The organism is Mesorhizobium sp. M1217, from assembly GCF_040318275.1.
GTDB lineage: Bacteria > Pseudomonadota > Alphaproteobacteria > Rhizobiales > Rhizobiaceae > Mesorhizobium.
Genome location: NZ_JAMYMA010000006.1, coordinates 252484 through 269332, shown reverse-complemented (window position 1 = coordinate 269332; position 16849 = coordinate 252484). Strand labels below are relative to the sequence as shown.

Below are 16849 nucleotides of genomic sequence, written 5' to 3'. Positions count from 1 at the left end.
AGCCCGAATTCAAGGAGCCTCCATGACCTCACATCCCGACATCCCCGACGCCAGCATGGCCGTCGATGCGGCCGGCATGACAGCCGATGACGAGCGTGCCGACGAGGCGGATGCCGCATGGCAGGACGATGTTCGCGAGGGCGTGCGGCACATAGGCGATCTGGATTCCCTGCCGCTGTCGCCTGCCGAGCGCGCGGCGGCCGAAGCCGCGGCCACGCGTCACAAGGTTCGCATTCCCAAGGCCTATCTCGACCTGATCGACTGGAGCGACCCGGCCGATCCGATACGGCTTCAGGTCATCCCGTCGCCCAATGAACTGACGGAGCAGGAGGGCGAGCTCGACGATCCGATCGCCGACCACGCCTTCAGTCCGGTGCCGAGATTGACGCATCGCCATGCCGACCGGGTTCTGCTGTTCCCGACCTATCAATGCGCGGTCTATTGCCGGTTCTGCTTTCGCAAGGAGTCGCTGACCTCGATCGGCCGGGGTTTTTCGCGCGAGGCGCTGGAGCCGGCGTTCGCCTACATCGAGTCCCATCCGGAAATCCGCGAGGTGATTCTGACCGGCGGCGATCCGCTCTCCCTGCCGGACAAGACGCTGACGGAAATCCGCGCCCGCGTCGAGGCGATCCAGCATGTGCGGCTGTTGCGCATCCACACCCGCGTGCCCGTGGCGCTGCCCTCGCGCGTCACCGGCGGGCTGGTTCAAGCCTTGCAGGGCCGGCTGATGGTCACGGTCGTCACCCATTTCAACCATCCGCGCGAGATCACCGAGGCGACCGAGCGGGCCTGCCGTACTTTAAGGCAGGGCGGCTTCGTGCTGCTGAACCAGAGCGTTCTGCTGAAAGGCGTGAACGACACGGTCGAGGTGCTGGAAGAGCTGTGCCGCGAGCTGATGTACCGCCTTGGCGTCAAACCCTATTACCTGCACCACGGCGATCTCGCGCGCGGCATGGCGCACCGGCGCACCACGATCGCCGAGGGCCAGGCGCTGGTCAGCGCCTTGCGTGCGCGCCTGTCGGGCATCTGCAACCCCGTCTATGTGCTGGACCTGCCGGACGGCGGAGGGAAAGTGCCGCTCGGCCGGTCCTATCTCGAGGCGCGGGACGGGGAGACGTGGCAGATACGTGGGCTTGATGGGGTTGTGAGGGCGTACAGGGAGGTTGCTGGGGAGTAGGGGACGCGCAGCCACCGAACCGTCGAGGTCGCGTTCAGCTTATGTAGTAATGTCCCATATAGATATCATGGTCTAGACAGGACATGTTCGGTTCTGGGAATGTGCATTGGACGTTCCGCTAGTTTAGTCAACTAATATATATCGCCCAACTCATATCGTCGGTTTTGGGCTAGCGGGAAAACCTGCCTCCTGCTTATACGACGGTGCCTGAGGCCACACTTTACAACCGGCTGGCAAAGCTCCCTTTTGTTGATGTCAGCCTAAATCCGGCTGGTGTTTCGATGCGGCGTTGAGGCTATAAAGCCGTTCAACCGGGCGGCCTTGAGATGCATTTCGGTCGGTCGAGAGGGGGTATGGTGATCGACGGAACGCCAAACGTGATTCTGCTGATCGGCAGCGCCCCCGATGTGGTGCGCTGCGCGGCCTGGCCCAAGCAGGCCTTCGGCAAGATCGTCGCCATCAACAATGCCTGGCGCGTGCGCCCCGACTGGGATTTCCTCGTCCATGCCGGCGATTTCCCGGCGGAGCGGATGCCGCAAGGCGATCCCCTGCAGCAGGCGCAGATCTTCAGCGCCTCGCATTACGTTCCGGCGCAAAACAGCTTTGGCGGCTTCGTCTATGCCGGCGGCACCATGTCGATGACGGCGGCCTACTGGACGATCCACAGCCAGAAGCCCGACGTGCTGGCATTCCTTGGCTGCGACATGATCTACGACCAGCCCGGCAACACGCATTTTTACGGCGTCGGCCGCGCCGACCCTTTGCGCAACGACGTCACGCTGCGCAACCTCGAGGCGAAGTCGGCCCGCCTGCTCATCCATGCGCTCCGGCGCGGGTGCCTGTGCGTCAACCTATCCGACCTGCCGCGCAGCCGGCTGATCTTCCCGCGGCTGACGCTCGACGAACTCGATGCGCTTTCTTCCTCTCAGCTTTCGGAAATGAAGGCGGAGGTGCTTGCCGGCCTGCGGCTCGATCGCGCGGAGGAGGCCGACAGGATCGAGAAGGAACTCGGCTATTTCTTCGAGGACGGTATGTACTGGAAGCACCTCGACAAGCTCGACGAGAAATTCCTGGCCGATATCGACCGGCTGTGGATGGCGGCGGTGGAGGCGAGCCAGCCGAAGCTGCCAATCTCCCCCACGAGGGGGGAGATCGGCGCGTCGTCCGCTTAGCTTTTGGCCGCCTCGAGCTTGTCTTGCGTCTTCGTCTCGAAGTCGCTGGCGTCATGGCGCTCGTGCAGCTGCATCGAAGGCTGGCCGAAGGTGCGGTTGACCATGCGGCCGCGCTTGACCGCCGGCCGGGCGTCGATGGCGTCGGCCCAGCGCTGCACGTTCTTGTACTCTTCCACCTGCAGGAACTCGCCGGAATCATCATACATGCGGCCCTTGGCCAGCCCGCCATACCAGGGCCACACCGCGATGTCGGCAATCGTGTAGTCGCTGCCGCCTAAATACTCGCTTTCGGCCAGGCGCCGGTCAAGCACGTCCATCTGCCGCTTGGTCTCCATGGCGAAGCGGTCGATGGCATATTCGATCTTCATCGGCGCATAGGCATAGAAATGGCCGAAGCCGCCGCCGAGATAGGGCGCCGACCCCATCTGCCAGAACAGCCATGACAGGGTTTCGGCACGAGCCGGCTGCTCTGTCGGCAGGAATTCGCCGAATTTTTCGGCGAGATAGAGCAGGATCGAACCGGATTCGAAGATGCGGATCGGCTTTTCGCCGCTGCGGTCCATCATGGCCGGGATCTTGGAGTTGGGGTTGACCTCGACGAAGCCGCTGCCGAACTGGTCGCCGTCATTGATCCTGATCGGCCAGGCGTCGTATTCGGCGCCGCTGTGGCCGAGCGCCAGAAGCTCCTCCAGCATGATCGTCACCTTGACGCCGTTCGGCGTCGCCAGCGAATAAAGCTGCAGCGGATGCTTGCCGACCGGCAGTTCCTTGTCATGCGTCGGGCCGGCGATCGGCCGGTTGATGCTGGCGAAAGCGCCGCCATTTGGCTTGTTCCAGGTCCAGACTTTTGGCGGCGTATATTGGTCCGTTGTGTAGTCGTTCATGTCGGGAGGCCTTTGGATTGGAAGGATTGGGGATTGGAAGGATTGGGGAGGATCTCAGGGTATCAACTTGGGTGATGGAGGAGGAACTTTGCATAGGACAGCTTCGGATAGCCGTAGGTACAGATAGGGCGGCCGGCGCTGTTGCAAAACCCCGGCGCCAACGGCGAGGCGCCGGTCCACACCAAAGCCGGCGCCGCCTCTTGCGCCTGGTCACCTGCGCCATACCTATAGCCCATATCGGCCTGCGAACCTCATATCAGCCTGCGAACATTGTCAGGAACCAAAGCATGAATATCGAGCCCCTTTTGCGATCCATCGTGGCCGTCCGCGCCACCGTCCCCGAAGACGCCTTCACGGCAGACGCGCTGGGCACCCGCCGCGAAGGCAGCGGCGTCGTCATCCGCGGCGACGGGTTGGTGCTCACTATCGGCTATCTCATCACCGAGGCCGAGGAGGTCTGGCTGGCCGACCAGGACGGCCGCGTGGTGCCCGCCCATGCGCTCGCCTACGATCAGGAATCGGGCTTCGGCCTGGTGCAGGCGCTGGCGCCGCTCGGACTGCCCGCCATTGCGCTCGGTGATGCGTCCAGGGCGAAGATCGGCGATCCCGTCGTGCTCGCCGACGGCGTCGGCCGCTCGGTGCGGGCGCAGATCGTCACCAAGCAGGAATTCGCCGGCTATTGGGAATATCTGCTCGACGAAGCGATCTTCACGGCGCCGGCCCACCCCTCATGGGGCGGCGCCGGCCTCATCGGCGCTGATGGCAGGCTGCTCGGCATCGGTTCGCTGCGCCTGCAGATGAGCCGCAACGGTGAGGTCGCCGACATCAACATGGTGGTGCCGATCGATCTGCTGCCGCCTATCCTCGACGATCTCCTGACGCGCGGCCAGGTCGCCAGGCCGCCGCGGCCGTGGCTCGGCGCCTTCTCGGCCGAGAGCGACGGCAAGGTCGTGGTGATGAGCGTCGCCGAGGGCGGCCCCGCCGCCCAGGCGGGCCTACGCCAGGGCGACGTCATCTCGGATGTCCGCGACGCGGCGGTCGACGGGCTCGCCGATTTTTATCGCAAGCTGTGGAAGAGCGGCCCGGCGGGCGCCGAGATCCCGATCCGCGTGCTGCGCGACGGCCGCGAAACCTGGCTGCGCGTCAAATCCGCCGATCGCAACAGCCTGCTGTGGAAGCCGCCGCTGCAGTGAGGCAACCGAAACCTCTCACGCTCCGCAAGCGCTGAAGCCAGTGCCTGGGGTCCACTCCGCGAACGGGATGACCTTGCCTTCGACCGATACGGTCGCGTGCCTGGTGGTGCCGTCCGCCAGCTTCTTGCTGCTTTTGCCCTTGCCGGTCAGCACATTGTAGTCGCAGTCGCCGGCAACATTGTCGTCCATGTAATCCCAATATTCGTAGGCGAAACCGGCGACGACGAACGTGCCGTTGCGCCAGGCGAGCGTCAGCGTCTTGTTGGTCCGCTCGCTGCCGATCTCCATCGCCGGAATATAGAGCTTGATCGAGCCGTTGGGGAGCGCGGTGAGTTCGGGCTCGGCGTCGGATGTGGCGGGGCCTGGCCGGTCGTAGTCCTTCCATTCCGCGTAAATCTGTTCATGCACGACCCCGGCAGGCCTGAGAAAATTGCCGTCGCGGTCCCTGAGGAACAAATGCAGGTCCATGGAATAGCCGGGCTCGGTCTCGACGATCATCGCCAGATCGGCGGCGCCATCGCCGTTCCAGTCGCCGGTCGCCGCCGTGATGATCTTCTGGGTCTCGATCGGCTCCGCCAGGGCGGCGGCCGGCAGCAACAGGACCAGACCGAATATTGTCGATCGCATGTAAATCCCCCGAGCTTGGGCAGGCCTGAGACGCACGCGCTTCTCAGGAGGCCCGGCTCTGCCGCGTCTCGGAACGGCTCGTCTCGTTGAGCAGCCGGCAGAGCGAAACCGCTTCACGACGGCTCAGGCCGATCAGCGCGATCTGCGAAAATTGCGCCGGCAGATCGTGAACGATGTCCCACACCATCCATCGTCCGTTCGGCTCCAAGACACATTCGTAGCGCAATAGTTGTTCCTGCATCCGACCCCCCGGCTTTGCTCACCGGACTGGTACAGTGTCGAGGTAAATGAGTTGTTGCGCCGCGAGAGTATTCCACGGCTATCAAAACCAGGCGTTGAATCCCGCAGCGGCGAGCCTGACACACAGCAGGCCGCCCGGCGGGGCGGATCTCGACAAGGCGGCAGGGCAGGGACGCTTCTGGCGTGAGCGGCGCCGGCCGCCAACGTGGATCAGGCGTTGCGGCTCGCCATATGCGCGTCGAGCTTCCTCCTCGAGGGGCCGTAGCGCTTGATAATGGTCGCGGCCTCGCTTTGCGGTATGCCGTATTTGCGGGCAAACGCAGCGACCTCGTATGGCTCTTCGCCGGAGACCAGTTTGCGATCCTGCTTGGTCTTGGATTTGTCGTCGGCCATGGCGTCCTCCATCACATCTGGTCGTTATAGGGCTCCTTGGTCCGGCCGACCATCCTGGCCAGTTCGGCAAAGGACGGCACGCCGGTTTCGCCCTGGGCATTGTTGGCCGCCTGCAGCAGCCTGAGCGGAAAGCAGACGGCGTCGCGGTTGGACGGCGACATGTCTTCATAGAGACGCTCGTCGCTGGTCATCGCCGCCTCGGCCCGGCGCAACGCCATGTCGACTTCGTCGACCGATAACAGGCCCTTGTGGACCAGCGCGTTGTTGACGGCCGCGATTGCCATCATCAGTCCTTCGAGCTGGAGATTGGCGACGTTCATCGTCTTGCGTCCTTGCCGGGCTTCTTGACGGTAGCCTTGCCGTCTGGACGGATCGCTGCGCGCGGCGGGTTCTGGCCCTCCGAATGCCGGGTCTTGTCGTCGAAATCGTCAGCCGGCCTGGTCAATCCCATGCCGCCGGGAGGTGGCTTGTTGCCGGCCGCATCCTGCGAGAATTCGTCGGCCGCGTCGGGGCTCGTCTTTGCCGGATATTTCCTCGCTCCGGTCTCGTAGCGGTTCTGGTCGTCGGCCATGTCCTGTGCTCCGGTTGCAATGAGCAGATAACTTTCATGCGACGGCAGCGGTTCCGTGGCGAAATCGACCTTGCCGGTGCCGCAGCCTTAGCAATCTGTCGGGTTTTCGTGCATTCTTGTGCATGCCAACGATGCTTCGCTCCGACGCGCCGGCAAAATGCTGCTCCTACTGCGGTGGGCGCGACCACAATTACGAGGATTGCCCGAAGCGCAAAAGCGATGCCGAACGGCAGAAGGACGCGTCAGGCAACGCCTACCAGCGCGGCGCTGCGGCTGGAGTGGAAGTCCGCTAAAGCGGTTCCAGAAAAGTGTCGGCGGTTTTCCGTCCGGAACTGCGTCAAACAGACAAGCGGTTTTCAAAGCCAATCTCCATTGTCCGCCTAGCCTGATGGCGAGCTACCAATCGCTACCTTGCATAAACAGGTAGCGTGTTATATACAGCCATTGAATTGGAAGTTACGCATGACCGACTCGATCCAGGTGCAGTTGCGAAAAGGCGCTCTCGAGTTGTGCGTCCTGGCCGTGCTGTCGCGGGGCGAAAGCTATGGCTACGAGATCGCCAGCACGCTGGTCGCCGCTGTGAACATGGGAGAAGGCACGATCTATCCGCTGATGCGGCGGATGCAGAATGACGGCCTCGTCGCCACCCGCATCGTCGAGTCGAGCAGCGGGCCGCCGCGCAAATATTACCGGCTCACGCCGCTCGGCCAGCAGGCTTTCGAAGCTCATCGCCGCGACTGGCGCTCGCTCGCGGGCGCAGTCGACAAACTTCTTGAGGATTTGCCATGACCAGGGATGCCTTCCTGCGAAAATTGAGACTGGGGCTCGCCGGCCTGCCAACTCAGGAGATCGAGGATATTATTGGCGACTACGCCGCCCATTTCGCCGATGCCTCGGGCCGCAGCGAAGCGGAGGTCGCGGCGGCCCTGGGTGACCCGGCCAGGCTTGCCCGCGAACTCCGCGCCGAAGCTGGGCTGCGCCGTTTTGAAACTCATTGGAGCGTGTCGAACATGTTGGCGGCGACGTTCGCGCTTGCCGGCCTTGCCTTCGTCGACATCGTCTTCCTGCTGCCGCTGCTCATCACCGCGGTCGTGCTTGCGCTCGGCCTTGGCATCACGCTTGTCGCCATCGGTGCGCTGGGCATCAAGATCATTCTGACCACGCTGCTGTTCGAGCCCGGCGGCACGCTCACGGCGATGCTTGGCCGCGTCTTCATCGGCGCCGGACTGGTGTGCGGGTTCCTCGGCGGCGGCGCCCTGCTGTTGCTGGGGTCGAGCGCCGGCATACAGGTCTTCGGGCGCTATGCCCGGATGCATTCCCGTCTGACCCACCCGGACCGCAACCAGGCTTGAGCGGTGCCAAGATCGCAATTTGTCATCACGTTGAAGGAAACGGACCATGACGGGAAAACTGGCATTCGTCGCAGCGGCGGGACTGGCCGGCGCCGCGCTCTTCCTGGCCGTCGGCATCGGGCTGGCCGGGCCGGACTGGATCAACGCCGGGGGTTCATGGATTGGCGGACAATCCACCTGCGGAGCAACCACATCGACCAGAAAAGAGGTCACGCTGCCGTTCCGCAACGACGGCAGTTTCACGATCGCTTTGCCGGCTTCAGTCCGTTATCAGCCGGGTGACAAGGCCGAGGCCGTCGTCAGCGGCGAGTCGACCCTGATCGACCATGTGCGGATGGAAGGCAGCAGGCTCACCTTGGATTGCGAACCGGGCTGGTTCGCGTCCCGGTTCGATGTCAGCGTGTCGGGGCCGGCAATTTCAGACTGGAAAGTGGTCGGCAGCGGCGACCTTGCCCTGTCGCAGATCAATCAGCCCGGGCTGCAGCTGAACATCCGCGGCAGCGGCAGCGTTACCGCAACCGGAACCGCCCAGACGGTCGATCTGGATATCCGCGGTTCGGGCACCGGCCGGCTCAGGAACCTTATCGCCCAATCCGCGCGGATCGAGATCCGCGGCAGCGGCGATGCGGAGATTACCGCACAAGCGTATGCGGACGTCACGATTTCCGGCAGCGGTGACGTCGACGTCTATGGGCACCCGACCATGCGGCGTTCGGAGGTCAGAGGCAGCGGCAGCATTACGCAGGTGCCGTAAAGCAATTTCGGCGTAGGGAATTGTCCTGGCCGGCCCGAACCACCCGGCCGGTCCGACCGGCCGGCGCGAACATCCTTCCATGTCCAGAGGATTGCAATGCCGCCACTATTGTGGGCAAAACCAGCACGGGCAATCAAGTTGGGGTGGGGCAATGACCGATACGCAAGGCAATTCGGGCCGTCCGCAGGGCAAGCCGGGGACGGCGTCGATCGGTTCCGGCCTGATCGCCCTCGTCATCGTGGCGCTCGGCGTCTTTGCGCTCCTGGGATCCTGGTACACGATCGACCAGGGCGACCGCGGCGTGCTCTTGACCAACGGGGCGCTGAGCTCGGTCGTCGATCCCGGGCTGCATTTCAAGCTGCCATGGCTGCAGCGCGTCGAGAAGATCAGCCTGCGCCAGCAGGTGCTCAAATGGGGCTGCGAGAACCAGAACGATTGCAGCGGCCTGCCGGCCATGCAGGCCTATTCGCGCGACCAGCAGCCGGCGGACATGCGCGTCACCGTCAATTTCCACGTGCCGGCCGCCGAAGTCAGCAACGTCTACACCAATTACGGGTCGATCGAGGCACTGGCCGACCGTGTCATCGCCAGGAAAGCACCGCAGGAAATCAAGACGGTGTTCGGCCAGTACGACGCGGTGTCGGTGATCCAGAACCGGGCGAAGTTCAACAAGGACGTCGCCGAGGCCATTGCGGCGGTAACCGATGGCCCGGTGATGATCGACAGCGTGCAGGTCGAGAACATCGACTTCTCCGACGCCTACGAGCAGGCGGTCGAAGCCAGGATGACGGCGCAGGTCGAGGTGCAGAAGCAGGAACAAAACCTGCAGCAGGAAAAGATCAAGGCCGACATCGCCGTCACCCAGGCCAAGGGCCGCGCCGACAGCGTCAAGGCCGAAGCCGAAGCCAGCGCCTACAAGACCAGGATCGAAGGCGAGGCGACCGCGGAAGCCATCAAGGCCCGCGCCGCCGCAATCGCCAACAATCCGCTGCTGGTCGAACTGACCAAGGCGGAGAGATGGAACGGGGAATTGCCGAAGTCGATGATCCCGGGCTCAACCGTACCGTTCCTCGAACTCAGCTCGCCGGCCGCAGCATCGAACTGAGGCGCGGCATCGCGGCGCAACCAGGTCAGGGCGGCGGCGCGGTAGCCGTCCTGATGCGGTCACGGCTGAAGCACGGCGCCTCGGGCGCTTGCTTGCGTTTGCCCGAGAAAAGCCGTCAGCAGCTCCATTCCCGCCGGCCAGTCGCCGAGCCCGCTGTCGCCATTGATGTGGCCAAGCGGTCCGGCGATATGGAGATCGCTGCCCCAGCGCTCGGATTTTGCCCGGACATAGTCCAGCGAGCCGTAGGGATCGTTGGTGCTGGCGACAATCAGCGAGGGAAAGCGAAGCCGTTGTTGCGGTGTCTCGGCGAAGGCGCGGGCGGAGGAGGGGAAGGCCGGCGACGCAGGGTCCGGAACCGCAACCAGCAACGCGCCGCCGACCTCGCGGGGCGAGATCCGCTGCCAGTGCGCGACCAGCAGGCAGCCGAGGCTATGGGCGACGAGCACCGGTGGTGTCCTTGCCAGGCCTACGGCGGCTTCCAGCGCAGCCACCCAGTCGTCGAAGTCCGGCGCGTCCCAACTCGCCGGGCTGAACCGCCGCATCGCCAGGTCCGCCTGTTGCCAACGTGTCTGCCAGTGGGCTTTGCCCGATCCGCCGATGCCCGGCACAATGATGAATTCGGTCATGCGAAGCCCTTCTCTCCTGATGCAACGCGCGCAATTCTAGGTCTTCTCCCAGGCGGCGGAATGAGAGATCATCGGAAAGCAGCGAAGAAATCCGATGGATTAAAGGTGATCATGCGGAACGGCGATTATCGGCCAAGGCTCGATCCCACCGATCTGGCGATCATCGAGATCATGCAGGAGGATGGCCGCATCGGCATCTCCGAGCTTGGCCGCCGCGTCGGCCTGTCCCAGCCCGCCGCTTCGGAACGGGTGAAGCGGCTGGAGGAGCGCGGCGTCATCACCGGTTACAAGGCGGTGATCAATTCGGCAGCGCTCGGGCTCGGCACCATGGCGGTCATCCGCTTGCGCACCACGCATGAGCATATCCAGGCCTGCCTGAAGAAGTTCGCCCAGTTGCCGGAGGTGATCGAGGTACTGCGGGTGACCGGCGAGGACTGTTTTCTGGTCAAGGTCGTGGTCCCGTCACCGCCCGACCTTGAAAGCATCGTCGACAGCATCGGCCACTACGGCACGGTGACGACAAATGTGGTTCTGCGCGCCGAGCCACCGAAGCGGCTGGGGCGCGAATTGGTGACGAGGGCCTGACCGGGGCGCCGCCCCGCCGCCCGTCTATCGCTTTGTCTGCGTATGCCCGACGGCATTGGCGAACGAGATGCCGCCCTTGATCTCGCGCATCGCCATCGAGGTGATCGTGCGCCGCACGCCGGGTAACCGGCTGAGCTCCTCGCGCAGCATCCTGTCGAGCGCCATCATGTCGACGGTGACGATCTGCAGGAGATAGTCGGCCTCGCCTGTCGTGGCGTGGCAGCGGCGGATCAGCGGATGCTTCTGCACCGCCGCCTCGAAGGCGTCCGACAGCTCGAAATCGATCGACACCTGGATAAAGGCTTCGATGCCGAAGCCGAGCTTGGCCGGGTCGATGCGGGTCGAGTAGCCGCGGATGACGCCGGCGTCCTCCAGCGCCTTGACCCGCTTCCAGCACGGCGTCTTGCTCAGGCCAACCTCGTCGGCGAGCGCGGCAAAGGAGATGCGGGCATCGCGTTCGAGCGCCGCGACGATCTTCCGGTCGACCGCATCCAGCAGCATTCGTTCTTTCCTTCCGCTTCAGATGCAGTTTTTGTCCTTTGTTTCCCGCCAGCCGAATAACAGAAAGGGACAATGTTCGGCAAGAAAGCGATTAGACTCGGGGACCGGGACCCAACAAGCGCCTGCGGCCCGACGGCCGGGGCAAGGAGCATGGCCATGGACAAGCAGGACTATTATGCCCGCATCGAAACGCCTGAGATGCGCGACTATGGCGTCTACCTCAAATGCGACAGGCTGCTCGCCTGCCAGAAGCCGCTGGCCGAGATGGTCAATGCCGACGAGCTGCAGTTCCAGATCGTGCATCAGGTCGAGGAACTGTGGATGAAGCTCATCGCCTATACGCTGGTCGACGTCGTCGATTTCCTGGAAAAGCAGGACACGCATCGCATCGTCACGCTGATGGGGCGCGTGCACCGGCTGATGCGCATGATGACGGCGCAGCTCGACCTGCTCGAAACCATGTCGCCCAAGGAATACCAGCAGATCCGGTTGCAGCTCGGCAATGGCAGCGGCCAGGAATCGCCGGGCTTCAAGCAGCTGCTGCGGCTGCCGCCCGATCTGTGGCGGGCCTTCAAGGCGTCCTACCTCGATGGCCGCGGGCTCTCGGTCGAGGACGTCTACGATGCCGGCTACGATCACGGCGACAGCTATGTCGTTGCCGAAGCGCTGGTCGAGTTCGACGAGCTGTTCCAGAAATTCCGCGCCAACCACCTCTACCTCATCCACCGCACGATCGGCCTCGGCGCGAAATCGCTGAAGGGCCGGCCGGTCGAATTGCTGGAGGCCGGCGCCCGCCACCGCTTCTTCCCGGAGCTCTGGGACATACGCTGGGCGATGACCGACCGCTGGGGCAGCCAGTATGGAACGATACGGGAGCCGATCAGCAAGCCGGGGGCCAAGGTGGGGTAGTCCTGAACCTGGTTCCTCGCCCTAGTAAAGGCAGGCAATCGATAGGGAGTCCCCCTCATCCGGCCGCGGAGCCTGTCCTCGGGCTTGCCGGAGGCAAGACCCGTGGGCGGCCACCTTCTCCCCGCTGGGGAGAAGAGGCTGGCATCAACGCAGGCGACCTCCTCTCCCCTCGGGGAGAGGTCGGACTGCCCCGAATTGCCCTTCGCAATTCGGTTGGCAATCCGGGTGAGGGGGCACTTGCCCATATGCGCCCTGCCTCCATTGGGCGAGGAACCAGGTTCTGCAATGTCTGGCCCGCTACGCGCTTGTATCCTGCAGGTTTTTCGGGGGATGATGTCGGGCTTGCGGCTGGTGGTGCGTCCTTGGGGCGAAACCGTCGCAACTCTTGGGAGGACATCATGACCTTGGAAACCACTCAATCATCCGTTCAGTCGCCGTGGCAGACCGCGGCAATCCTTGTCGCCCGCCTGATCTTTGCCGCCGTCTTCCTGATGGCCGTGACCTTCAAATTCATCGATATCGGCGCCACCGCCGGCTATATCGCGGCGGCCGGATTTCCGTTCCCGCTGTTCCTGGCCTGGTGCGCAGCCCTGCTCGAGGTCGTCCTCGTCCTATGCTTCCTGACCGGCGCCTTCTTCTCCTGGGCAGCACTCGTCGCCGGCGCCTATGTGCTGTTCCTGGGCTTCGCCTTCCACGGGCCATCGCACTGGGCCGGCAACCAGGCGGAGTTCGGCTTCTTCGTCGACCATTTCACCTTCCTGGCCGGGCTGCTGTTTGCCGCCGTGCACGGGCCAGGCCGCGTCCTGGCGCTGAAGCTTGGCAGGGGGTGATGCCGGAATTTCGGATCCGGCGTCTCGATCCGCACCAGCATCGTCGTGACATCGAGGACGGCCGGGTCCCGTCATTCAGGCCATCGCAGGTCGAGTGCAATAAAAGCGACAGCTAAAGTAACGGGCGTTCTAGGTTTATGCTTTTTGTAGAGGCGCCTGCATTCCCTCTGTACTTCCAACTTTCGACGGGCTAAGCAAGACACGGGTCTTGAGGGGGAATTCATGAACATCGCCACGCGTTTTGCTGCCGCCATGATCGGCGCGTCACTGCTTGCCGGCTGCACCACGTTGACCGAAGGCGAATTCAACACGATGCATGCCACGCTTGAAGGCAGCCCTGCCGTGAAGCGCCTGGTCATCAAGGACTGCATTGCAAGAGAGAAATCCACGTCGCTCGGCGAAAAGAAAACGTACGCTGCGTTCATGAATGTGAGCGTGGCGAAGTACGAGACGGCCCTGTGCAGCCGTATCAGCAATGCCATTGCCAGTGGCAGACTGACCTACGCCGACTATGTGAAGCTGCATTCGCCAACCGCCGACAACAGCAAGGTCATCAGGATCATGCAGGGCCGCTAGCAGTCGCCGCCAGCCCGGCACGGCAGCCGTTATCGCTGTGTCAACTCCGATCGCGGCGCCAGTTATGATCGCCGCGTCACATCTGGTCGTTGTAAGGTTCCTTGATCTGACCGACCATGCGCGCCAGTTTCGAGAAGGACGGCATGTCCGTCTCCGGCTGACACTGATTGGCCAACTCCAGCAGTCGGATCGGGAAGTTGACGGCGTCGCGGCTCGACGCCGACATGCCTTCGGACCTTTCCTCGTTGGTCTCGCTGGCTTCGGCCTTGCGCAAGGCGATGTCTATCTCCTCGACAGAGAGCACGCCCTTGCGGACCAGCACCTGATTGATCGATGCGATGGCCATAAGCAGGCCTTCGAGTTGCAGATTGGCGACATTCATGGCTTTTGCTCCCATTGGCTAAGCTTCAAACGCGCGAATGCCTGTTCTGATCCGGACGGTGGCGTCTCGCCGGCCGGTGTGCCTCGCCCACCACCTCGCATTTTTTGCTGCCGCCACATTTTGTTCTTGCTTTGTGCCGGCAGCTATGCTACTAATCTGGGTATGGTGCTGATTCACACCGACGACCCGCCTCCCGAGGCGGGTTTTTTGTTTCAGGCCGGTTTGGAGACTATCACGGCGAGCGAGGCGAGCTTTCCGTCACTCAGGCTTCGGATGTAGTTGCGGCGGCGCTGCAGGAATTCCGCGCCCATGACGATTTCATTTGCCTGCTGCTTCGCCGGCGAGGGCACGATGCCGGAATTGGCTCTCTGCAGCGCCAGCTCAACATGTTCGCCGGTTTCGTCGACGATCTCGTCGATGCGAAACCCGGCATCGCCAAACAGGGTTTTCAATTTTTCCCGATCGGCGAGGTGACTGGTCGCCGGCGAAACCGCCCAGGGCATGGGGTAGTACGGCTCGCCGCCGGCGAGCACGGCCTCGGTCCAGATCAGCCTGCCTCGCGGTTTCAGCACGCGCCAGGCCTCGTCGATGACCGCGGCCTTATTCTCGATGTTCATGCCGACATAGAAGCAGATCGCCGCATTGAACGTGCTGTCGCCAAAAGGCAATTTCGTCGCGTCGGCCTGATGGAAGCGAACCTTGTCGGACAATCCGCTGAGTGCGGTCAGTCGGCTCGACGCGGCGACAAAGGCCGGCGTCAGGTCGATGCCGTCGACCTGGCAGCCATAGGTCGAGGCCAGAAATCTTGCCGGCCCGCCAATGCCGCTGCCGATATCCAAGATCCGATCTATCGGCGAAGGCGCAAGACGGGCAGCATGCTCCCGCGTGGCGATCAGTTCGCGGCCATGGAGCTGATCGAATGGATAGAGTTGCGCGGCGGCGAGTTTGCCGGCCGGGTCGGCGTCCGGGATCGCGGCCAATATGCGATCGACGATGCCGTCGCTGCCGTAGTGACCGGTGACATTGCCCATGACGCGTTCCCCTCAAGCGCAAACACCATCCCATCAACGCAAGTCTCACGCAATGCCCCGCCTTTCTCGCCAAAGAACCCCTCTTTCCAGCCGTCCACCGATGAAGGGTGCGAGGTCGTCAGTGCATTTTTTTCCGCTGATGCCACATTTTGTTCTTGCTTTGTGCCGGCAGCTATGCTACTAATTTGGGTATGGTGCCAATTGGCTCCAACGACCCGCCCGCCGAGGCGGGTTTTTTGTTTCAGGCTTCCTTTTCGACCAAACGTTACGTGAGCTGCCAGCTGTGGGGCCGGCAGGACAGGGGCGCGAAGGAACGCGACCTGACGATCGTCGGAACCGCGAAATCACCAACCATGAATCCCGCAACGCGCTCGTGCGCCCACCCCAGAGAACATCCCCATGTCCAACCGTTACGCCACCATCATCACCGACGATGACGGCCACGAGGTCGTCAGCGCCATTGGCGAGTTCGCCGGCGCCGCACCCTATGCACGCATCGGCCGCTTCGAACTGGTCGCCGCCGGCGTGCGGATCGGTATGCTGCGTGGCGGTATCGTCGATGCGGTCGGCGGCTTCGGCTTCCCGTCGGAAGCACTCGACGGCAAGGCGGTGGCAATTCTCAGGGCACGGCTGAATGCCTTGCTTGACGCCGGTGCGATGAAGCCCGGCACGCTGACTGATGCGAAGCCGGCGAGCCAGCCGCACAAGCCGAAGTCGGCACGCGCCGGCAAGAAGGCCAAGCCGCGCAAGCGCATTGTGCGGCCAGCCAACAAGAAGCCGGCGATCTCCGCCGGGACGGCAGAGTAGGGCATGGCCAAGGCTCCTTCCACCGGCGATCCCCAGCCGCACGATCAAGCACCCGGCAAGCGAACCAAGCGGGCGAAGAAGACGCTGGCCGACGGCTTCCTCGAAGCGATCCGCGCCGATTTCCGCGCCCATGGCGCCGGCGTCATCGCCGAGGTGCGCGCCGAAAAGCCCGATCAGTATCTGAAGCTCGTGCTCTCGGTGCTGCCCAAGGATCTTAGTGTCAACATCAACAATCTGGATGCATTGAGCGATGACGAAATCAGGCAGCGCATCCGCGGCCTCGAAGCCGTCCTTAGGCCGTTCCTCGAGAAGCCGGACTTCGCAAAAGGCTTCGCCCAGCCGGGCGGCAAGGAAGGAATATCTCAGCCTGCTGGCGGAGCTGGACCGGAGGCGCCGCACTAACCAGCTTGCCGCCTATCGGCCTTATCCCCGACAGGCCGAATTTCACGCAGCCGGCGCGACCAATCGCGAGCGCCTGTTCATGGCCGGCAACCAGCTCGGCAAGACCAGGGCGGGCGGCGCCGAGTGGGCGATGCACCTCACCGGCCGCTATCCCGATTGGTGGCAAGGCAAGGTTTTCGATTGTGCGGTACGGATGTGGGCGGCCGGCGTCACCGGTGAAAGCACGCGCGACAACCCGCAGCGCATCCTGATCGGCCCGCCGCAGCAGCAGGCGGCCTGGGGCACCGGGATGATCCCGGCCGACGCGATCGTCAGCACGATGGCGGGACGGGCGCCGGGCGCGCTCGACAGCATCGTGGTGCGCTGGGGCGGCGGTGGCGATGTCCAGGCCGACGAATCGGTGCTGTCGTTCAAGAGCTACGAGAAAGGCCGCGAGAAATGGCAGGGCGAAACGCTGCACGGCGTCTGGTTCGACGAGGAGCCGCCGCTCGACATCTATTCCGAGGGACTGACCCGCACCAACGCCACCGGCGGCATCACCATCGTCACCTTCACGCCGCTGCTCGGCATGTCGGACGTGGTGCTGCTGTTTTTGTCCGCGGAGCAGGTGGGAGGGATGGGGAGGGGATGACAGGGCTGCGAAATCGCGCAACTCGCGTTCCTTCGCGCCCCCTCTGTCCTGCCGGACATCTCCCCCTCTAGTGGGGAGATTGGATGTCGCATTGGCTTTCG

25 protein-coding genes are annotated in these 16849 nt (G+C 63.5%); 15 read left to right on the top strand and 10 right to left on the bottom strand.

All coding sequences use genetic code 11. The features are described 5' to 3' along the window. Positions 1-22: 22 nt before the first annotated feature. A complete protein-coding gene (locus NKH37_RS12950) occupies positions 23-1177 on the top strand; it encodes a KamA family radical SAM protein (RefSeq protein WP_502895809.1) in 1155 nt (384 codons plus the stop codon). Positions 1178-1530: 353 nt separating this feature from the next. Next, positions 1531-2349, top strand: a complete 819-nt coding sequence (locus tag NKH37_RS12945; protein ID WP_352917597.1) for a hypothetical protein — start codon at positions 1531-1533, stop codon at positions 2347-2349. Here the strand turns inward: NKH37_RS12945 and yghU are convergent. Then, a complete protein-coding gene (gene yghU / locus NKH37_RS12940) occupies positions 2346-3233 on the bottom strand; it encodes a glutathione-dependent disulfide-bond oxidoreductase (RefSeq protein WP_353003520.1) in 888 nt (295 codons plus the stop codon). The genes NKH37_RS12945 and yghU overlap by 4 nt on opposite strands. A 287-nt stretch (positions 3234-3520) precedes the next feature. Here yghU and NKH37_RS12935 point away from each other — a divergent pair, with 287 nt between their 5' ends. After that, positions 3521-4426 carry a S1C family serine protease gene (locus NKH37_RS12935; protein WP_023718127.1) on the top strand — a complete coding sequence of 302 codons (906 nt, stop codon included), beginning with the start codon at positions 3521-3523 and terminating at the stop codon, positions 4424-4426. A gap of 15 nt (positions 4427-4441) precedes the next feature. Here NKH37_RS12935 and NKH37_RS12930 read toward each other — a convergent pair whose 3' ends face one another. The 5 genes from NKH37_RS12930 to NKH37_RS12910 all read right to left on the bottom strand — a co-directional run bounded on the left by NKH37_RS12930 (position 4442) and on the right by NKH37_RS12910 (position 6257). Then, positions 4442-5053 (bottom strand): hypothetical protein, encoded by a 612-nt coding sequence (locus NKH37_RS12930; protein ID WP_023718128.1) that lies wholly within the window; start codon positions 5051-5053, stop codon positions 4442-4444. A 43-nt stretch (positions 5054-5096) separates the two neighbouring features. Further along, positions 5097-5294: a hypothetical protein gene (locus NKH37_RS12925; RefSeq protein ID WP_031193725.1), complete on the bottom strand. Its 198-nt coding sequence runs from the start codon at positions 5292-5294 to the stop codon at positions 5097-5099. A gap of 209 nt (positions 5295-5503) precedes the next feature. Further along, positions 5504-5686: a DUF3606 domain-containing protein gene (locus NKH37_RS12920; RefSeq protein WP_023675702.1), complete on the bottom strand. Its 183-nt coding sequence runs from the start codon at positions 5684-5686 to the stop codon at positions 5504-5506. Between the two features lie 11 nt (positions 5687-5697). Further along, positions 5698-6006: a hypothetical protein gene (locus NKH37_RS12915; RefSeq protein ID WP_023675703.1), complete on the bottom strand. Its 309-nt coding sequence runs from the start codon at positions 6004-6006 to the stop codon at positions 5698-5700. Continuing rightward, the gene (locus tag NKH37_RS12910) at positions 6003-6257 is read right to left on the bottom strand and encodes a hypothetical protein (protein WP_023718130.1); all 255 of its coding nucleotides are present in this window, start codon (positions 6255-6257) and stop codon (positions 6003-6005) included. Before NKH37_RS12910 ends, NKH37_RS12915 begins: the two co-directional genes overlap by 4 nt. A 122-nt stretch (positions 6258-6379) precedes the next feature. On the opposite strand from NKH37_RS12910, the gene NKH37_RS12905 reads away from it, so the two are divergent. From NKH37_RS12905 to NKH37_RS12885, 5 genes are all read left to right on the top strand, one after another. Further along, positions 6380-6550 carry a hypothetical protein gene (locus NKH37_RS12905; RefSeq protein ID WP_352642923.1) on the top strand — a complete coding sequence of 57 codons (171 nt, stop codon included), beginning with the start codon at positions 6380-6382 and terminating at the stop codon, positions 6548-6550. 169 nt (positions 6551-6719) lie between these two features. Beyond that, positions 6720-7046 (top strand): PadR family transcriptional regulator, encoded by a 327-nt coding sequence (locus tag NKH37_RS12900; protein ID WP_023718132.1) that lies wholly within the window; start codon positions 6720-6722, stop codon positions 7044-7046. Beyond that, positions 7043-7609 (top strand): DUF1700 domain-containing protein, encoded by a 567-nt coding sequence (locus NKH37_RS12895; RefSeq protein ID WP_023718133.1) that lies wholly within the window; start codon positions 7043-7045, stop codon positions 7607-7609. The genes NKH37_RS12900 and NKH37_RS12895 overlap by 4 nt, the downstream gene beginning before the upstream one ends. Positions 7610-7655: 46 nt before the next feature. Beyond that, positions 7656-8363 (top strand): GIN domain-containing protein, encoded by a 708-nt coding sequence (locus tag NKH37_RS12890; RefSeq protein WP_352481626.1) that lies wholly within the window; start codon positions 7656-7658, stop codon positions 8361-8363. A 151-nt stretch (positions 8364-8514) separates the two neighbouring features. Then, positions 8515-9468 (top strand): prohibitin family protein, encoded by a 954-nt coding sequence (locus NKH37_RS12885; RefSeq protein WP_023718135.1) that lies wholly within the window; start codon positions 8515-8517, stop codon positions 9466-9468. A 59-nt stretch (positions 9469-9527) separates the two neighbouring features. Here the strand turns inward: NKH37_RS12885 and NKH37_RS12880 are convergent, their stop codons facing one another. Beyond that, positions 9528-10094, bottom strand: coding sequence for an RBBP9/YdeN family alpha/beta hydrolase (locus NKH37_RS12880; protein ID WP_352481625.1), 567 nt, complete (start codon positions 10092-10094; stop codon positions 9528-9530). A 111-nt stretch (positions 10095-10205) separates the two neighbouring features. On the opposite strand from NKH37_RS12880, the gene NKH37_RS12875 reads away from it, so the two are divergent. Next, positions 10206-10679: an Lrp/AsnC family transcriptional regulator gene (locus tag NKH37_RS12875; protein WP_023718137.1), complete on the top strand. Its 474-nt coding sequence runs from the start codon at positions 10206-10208 to the stop codon at positions 10677-10679. 24 nt (positions 10680-10703) lie between these two features. Here NKH37_RS12875 and NKH37_RS12870 read toward each other — a convergent pair whose 3' ends face one another. Next, positions 10704-11180, bottom strand: coding sequence for an Lrp/AsnC family transcriptional regulator (locus tag NKH37_RS12870; RefSeq protein WP_031193729.1), 477 nt, complete (start codon positions 11178-11180; stop codon positions 10704-10706). 156 nt (positions 11181-11336) lie between these two features. Here NKH37_RS12870 and NKH37_RS12865 point away from each other — a divergent pair, with 156 nt between their 5' ends. The 3 genes from NKH37_RS12865 to NKH37_RS12855 all read left to right on the top strand — a co-directional run bounded on the left by NKH37_RS12865 (position 11337) and on the right by NKH37_RS12855 (position 13495). Next, the gene (locus tag NKH37_RS12865) at positions 11337-12089 is read left to right on the top strand and encodes a tryptophan 2,3-dioxygenase family protein (protein ID WP_352481624.1); all 753 of its coding nucleotides are present in this window, start codon (positions 11337-11339) and stop codon (positions 12087-12089) included. Positions 12090-12487: 398 nt separating this feature from the next. Continuing rightward, positions 12488-12919, top strand: a complete 432-nt coding sequence (locus tag NKH37_RS12860) for a DoxX family protein (RefSeq protein WP_352481623.1) — start codon at positions 12488-12490, stop codon at positions 12917-12919. 222 nt (positions 12920-13141) lie between these two features. Then, entirely contained in the window at positions 13142-13495 is a 354-nt protein-coding gene (locus NKH37_RS12855) for a hypothetical protein (protein ID WP_023718140.1), read from the top strand. A 76-nt stretch (positions 13496-13571) separates the two neighbouring features. On the opposite strand, the gene NKH37_RS12850 is transcribed toward NKH37_RS12855, so the two are convergent. Next, positions 13572-13877: a hypothetical protein gene (locus NKH37_RS12850; RefSeq protein WP_023675713.1), complete on the bottom strand. Its 306-nt coding sequence runs from the start codon at positions 13875-13877 to the stop codon at positions 13572-13574. Between the two features lie 212 nt (positions 13878-14089). After that, entirely contained in the window at positions 14090-14908 is an 819-nt protein-coding gene (locus NKH37_RS12845) for a class I SAM-dependent methyltransferase (protein WP_353003517.1), read from the bottom strand. A 399-nt stretch (positions 14909-15307) separates the two neighbouring features. On the opposite strand from NKH37_RS12845, the gene NKH37_RS12840 reads away from it, so the two are divergent. The 3 genes from NKH37_RS12840 (at position 15308) to NKH37_RS12830 (ending at position 16748) form a co-directional block, all read left to right on the top strand. Next, positions 15308-15715 carry a hypothetical protein gene (locus NKH37_RS12840; protein ID WP_023718143.1) on the top strand — a complete coding sequence of 136 codons (408 nt, stop codon included), beginning with the start codon at positions 15308-15310 and terminating at the stop codon, positions 15713-15715. A 3-nt stretch (positions 15716-15718) separates the two neighbouring features. Continuing rightward, a complete protein-coding gene (locus tag NKH37_RS12835) occupies positions 15719-16117 on the top strand; it encodes a hypothetical protein (protein WP_023718144.1) in 399 nt (132 codons plus the stop codon). A gap of 79 nt (positions 16118-16196) precedes the next feature. Continuing rightward, a complete protein-coding gene (locus NKH37_RS12830; RefSeq protein ID WP_352642931.1) occupies positions 16197-16748 on the top strand; it encodes a terminase large subunit domain-containing protein in 552 nt (183 codons plus the stop codon). Positions 16749-16849 lie beyond the last annotated feature (101 nt).

Bases quoted from the DNA above. Each gene is read 5' to 3' on its own strand.
- NKH37_RS12935 (WP_023718127.1), top strand. From the start codon at position 3,521: ATGAATATCGAGCCCCTTTTGCGATCCATCGTGGCCGTCCGCGCCACC.
- NKH37_RS12880 (WP_352481625.1), bottom strand. From the start codon at position 10,094: ATGACCGAATTCATCATTGTGCCGGGCATCGGCGGATCGGGCAAAGCC.
- NKH37_RS12845 (WP_353003517.1), bottom strand. From the start codon at position 14,908: ATGGGCAATGTCACCGGTCACTACGGCAGCGACGGCATCGTCGATCGC.
- NKH37_RS12925 (WP_031193725.1), bottom strand. From the start codon at position 5,294: ATGCAGGAACAACTATTGCGCTACGAATGTGTCTTGGAGCCGAACGGA.
- NKH37_RS12905 (WP_352642923.1), top strand. From the start codon at position 6,380: ATGCCAACGATGCTTCGCTCCGACGCGCCGGCAAAATGCTGCTCCTAC.
- yghU (WP_353003520.1), bottom strand. From the start codon at position 3,233: ATGAACGACTACACAACGGACCAATATACGCCGCCAAAAGTCTGGACC.
- NKH37_RS12835 (WP_023718144.1), top strand. From the start codon at position 15,719: ATGGCCAAGGCTCCTTCCACCGGCGATCCCCAGCCGCACGATCAAGCA.
- NKH37_RS12870 (WP_031193729.1), bottom strand. From the start codon at position 11,180: ATGCTGCTGGATGCGGTCGACCGGAAGATCGTCGCGGCGCTCGAACGC.
- NKH37_RS12865 (WP_352481624.1), top strand. From the start codon at position 11,337: ATGGACAAGCAGGACTATTATGCCCGCATCGAAACGCCTGAGATGCGC.
- NKH37_RS12950 (WP_502895809.1), top strand. From the start codon at position 23: ATGACCTCACATCCCGACATCCCCGACGCCAGCATGGCCGTCGATGCG.
- NKH37_RS12945 (WP_352917597.1), top strand. From the start codon at position 1,531: ATGGTGATCGACGGAACGCCAAACGTGATTCTGCTGATCGGCAGCGCC.
- NKH37_RS12830 (WP_352642931.1), top strand. From the start codon at position 16,197: ATGGCCGGCAACCAGCTCGGCAAGACCAGGGCGGGCGGCGCCGAGTGG.
- NKH37_RS12840 (WP_023718143.1), top strand. From the start codon at position 15,308: ATGTCCAACCGTTACGCCACCATCATCACCGACGATGACGGCCACGAG.
- NKH37_RS12910 (WP_023718130.1), bottom strand. From the start codon at position 6,257: ATGGCCGACGACCAGAACCGCTACGAGACCGGAGCGAGGAAATATCCG.
- NKH37_RS12900 (WP_023718132.1), top strand. From the start codon at position 6,720: ATGACCGACTCGATCCAGGTGCAGTTGCGAAAAGGCGCTCTCGAGTTG.
- NKH37_RS12875 (WP_023718137.1), top strand. From the start codon at position 10,206: ATGCGGAACGGCGATTATCGGCCAAGGCTCGATCCCACCGATCTGGCG.
- NKH37_RS12860 (WP_352481623.1), top strand. From the start codon at position 12,488: ATGACCTTGGAAACCACTCAATCATCCGTTCAGTCGCCGTGGCAGACC.
- NKH37_RS12890 (WP_352481626.1), top strand. From the start codon at position 7,656: ATGACGGGAAAACTGGCATTCGTCGCAGCGGCGGGACTGGCCGGCGCC.
- NKH37_RS12930 (WP_023718128.1), bottom strand. From the start codon at position 5,053: ATGCGATCGACAATATTCGGTCTGGTCCTGTTGCTGCCGGCCGCCGCC.
- NKH37_RS12895 (WP_023718133.1), top strand. From the start codon at position 7,043: ATGACCAGGGATGCCTTCCTGCGAAAATTGAGACTGGGGCTCGCCGGC.
- NKH37_RS12915 (WP_023675703.1), bottom strand. From the start codon at position 6,006: ATGAACGTCGCCAATCTCCAGCTCGAAGGACTGATGATGGCAATCGCG.
- NKH37_RS12855 (WP_023718140.1), top strand. From the start codon at position 13,142: ATGAACATCGCCACGCGTTTTGCTGCCGCCATGATCGGCGCGTCACTG.
- NKH37_RS12850 (WP_023675713.1), bottom strand. From the start codon at position 13,877: ATGAATGTCGCCAATCTGCAACTCGAAGGCCTGCTTATGGCCATCGCA.
- NKH37_RS12920 (WP_023675702.1), bottom strand. From the start codon at position 5,686: ATGGCCGACGACAAATCCAAGACCAAGCAGGATCGCAAACTGGTCTCC.
- NKH37_RS12885 (WP_023718135.1), top strand. From the start codon at position 8,515: ATGACCGATACGCAAGGCAATTCGGGCCGTCCGCAGGGCAAGCCGGGG.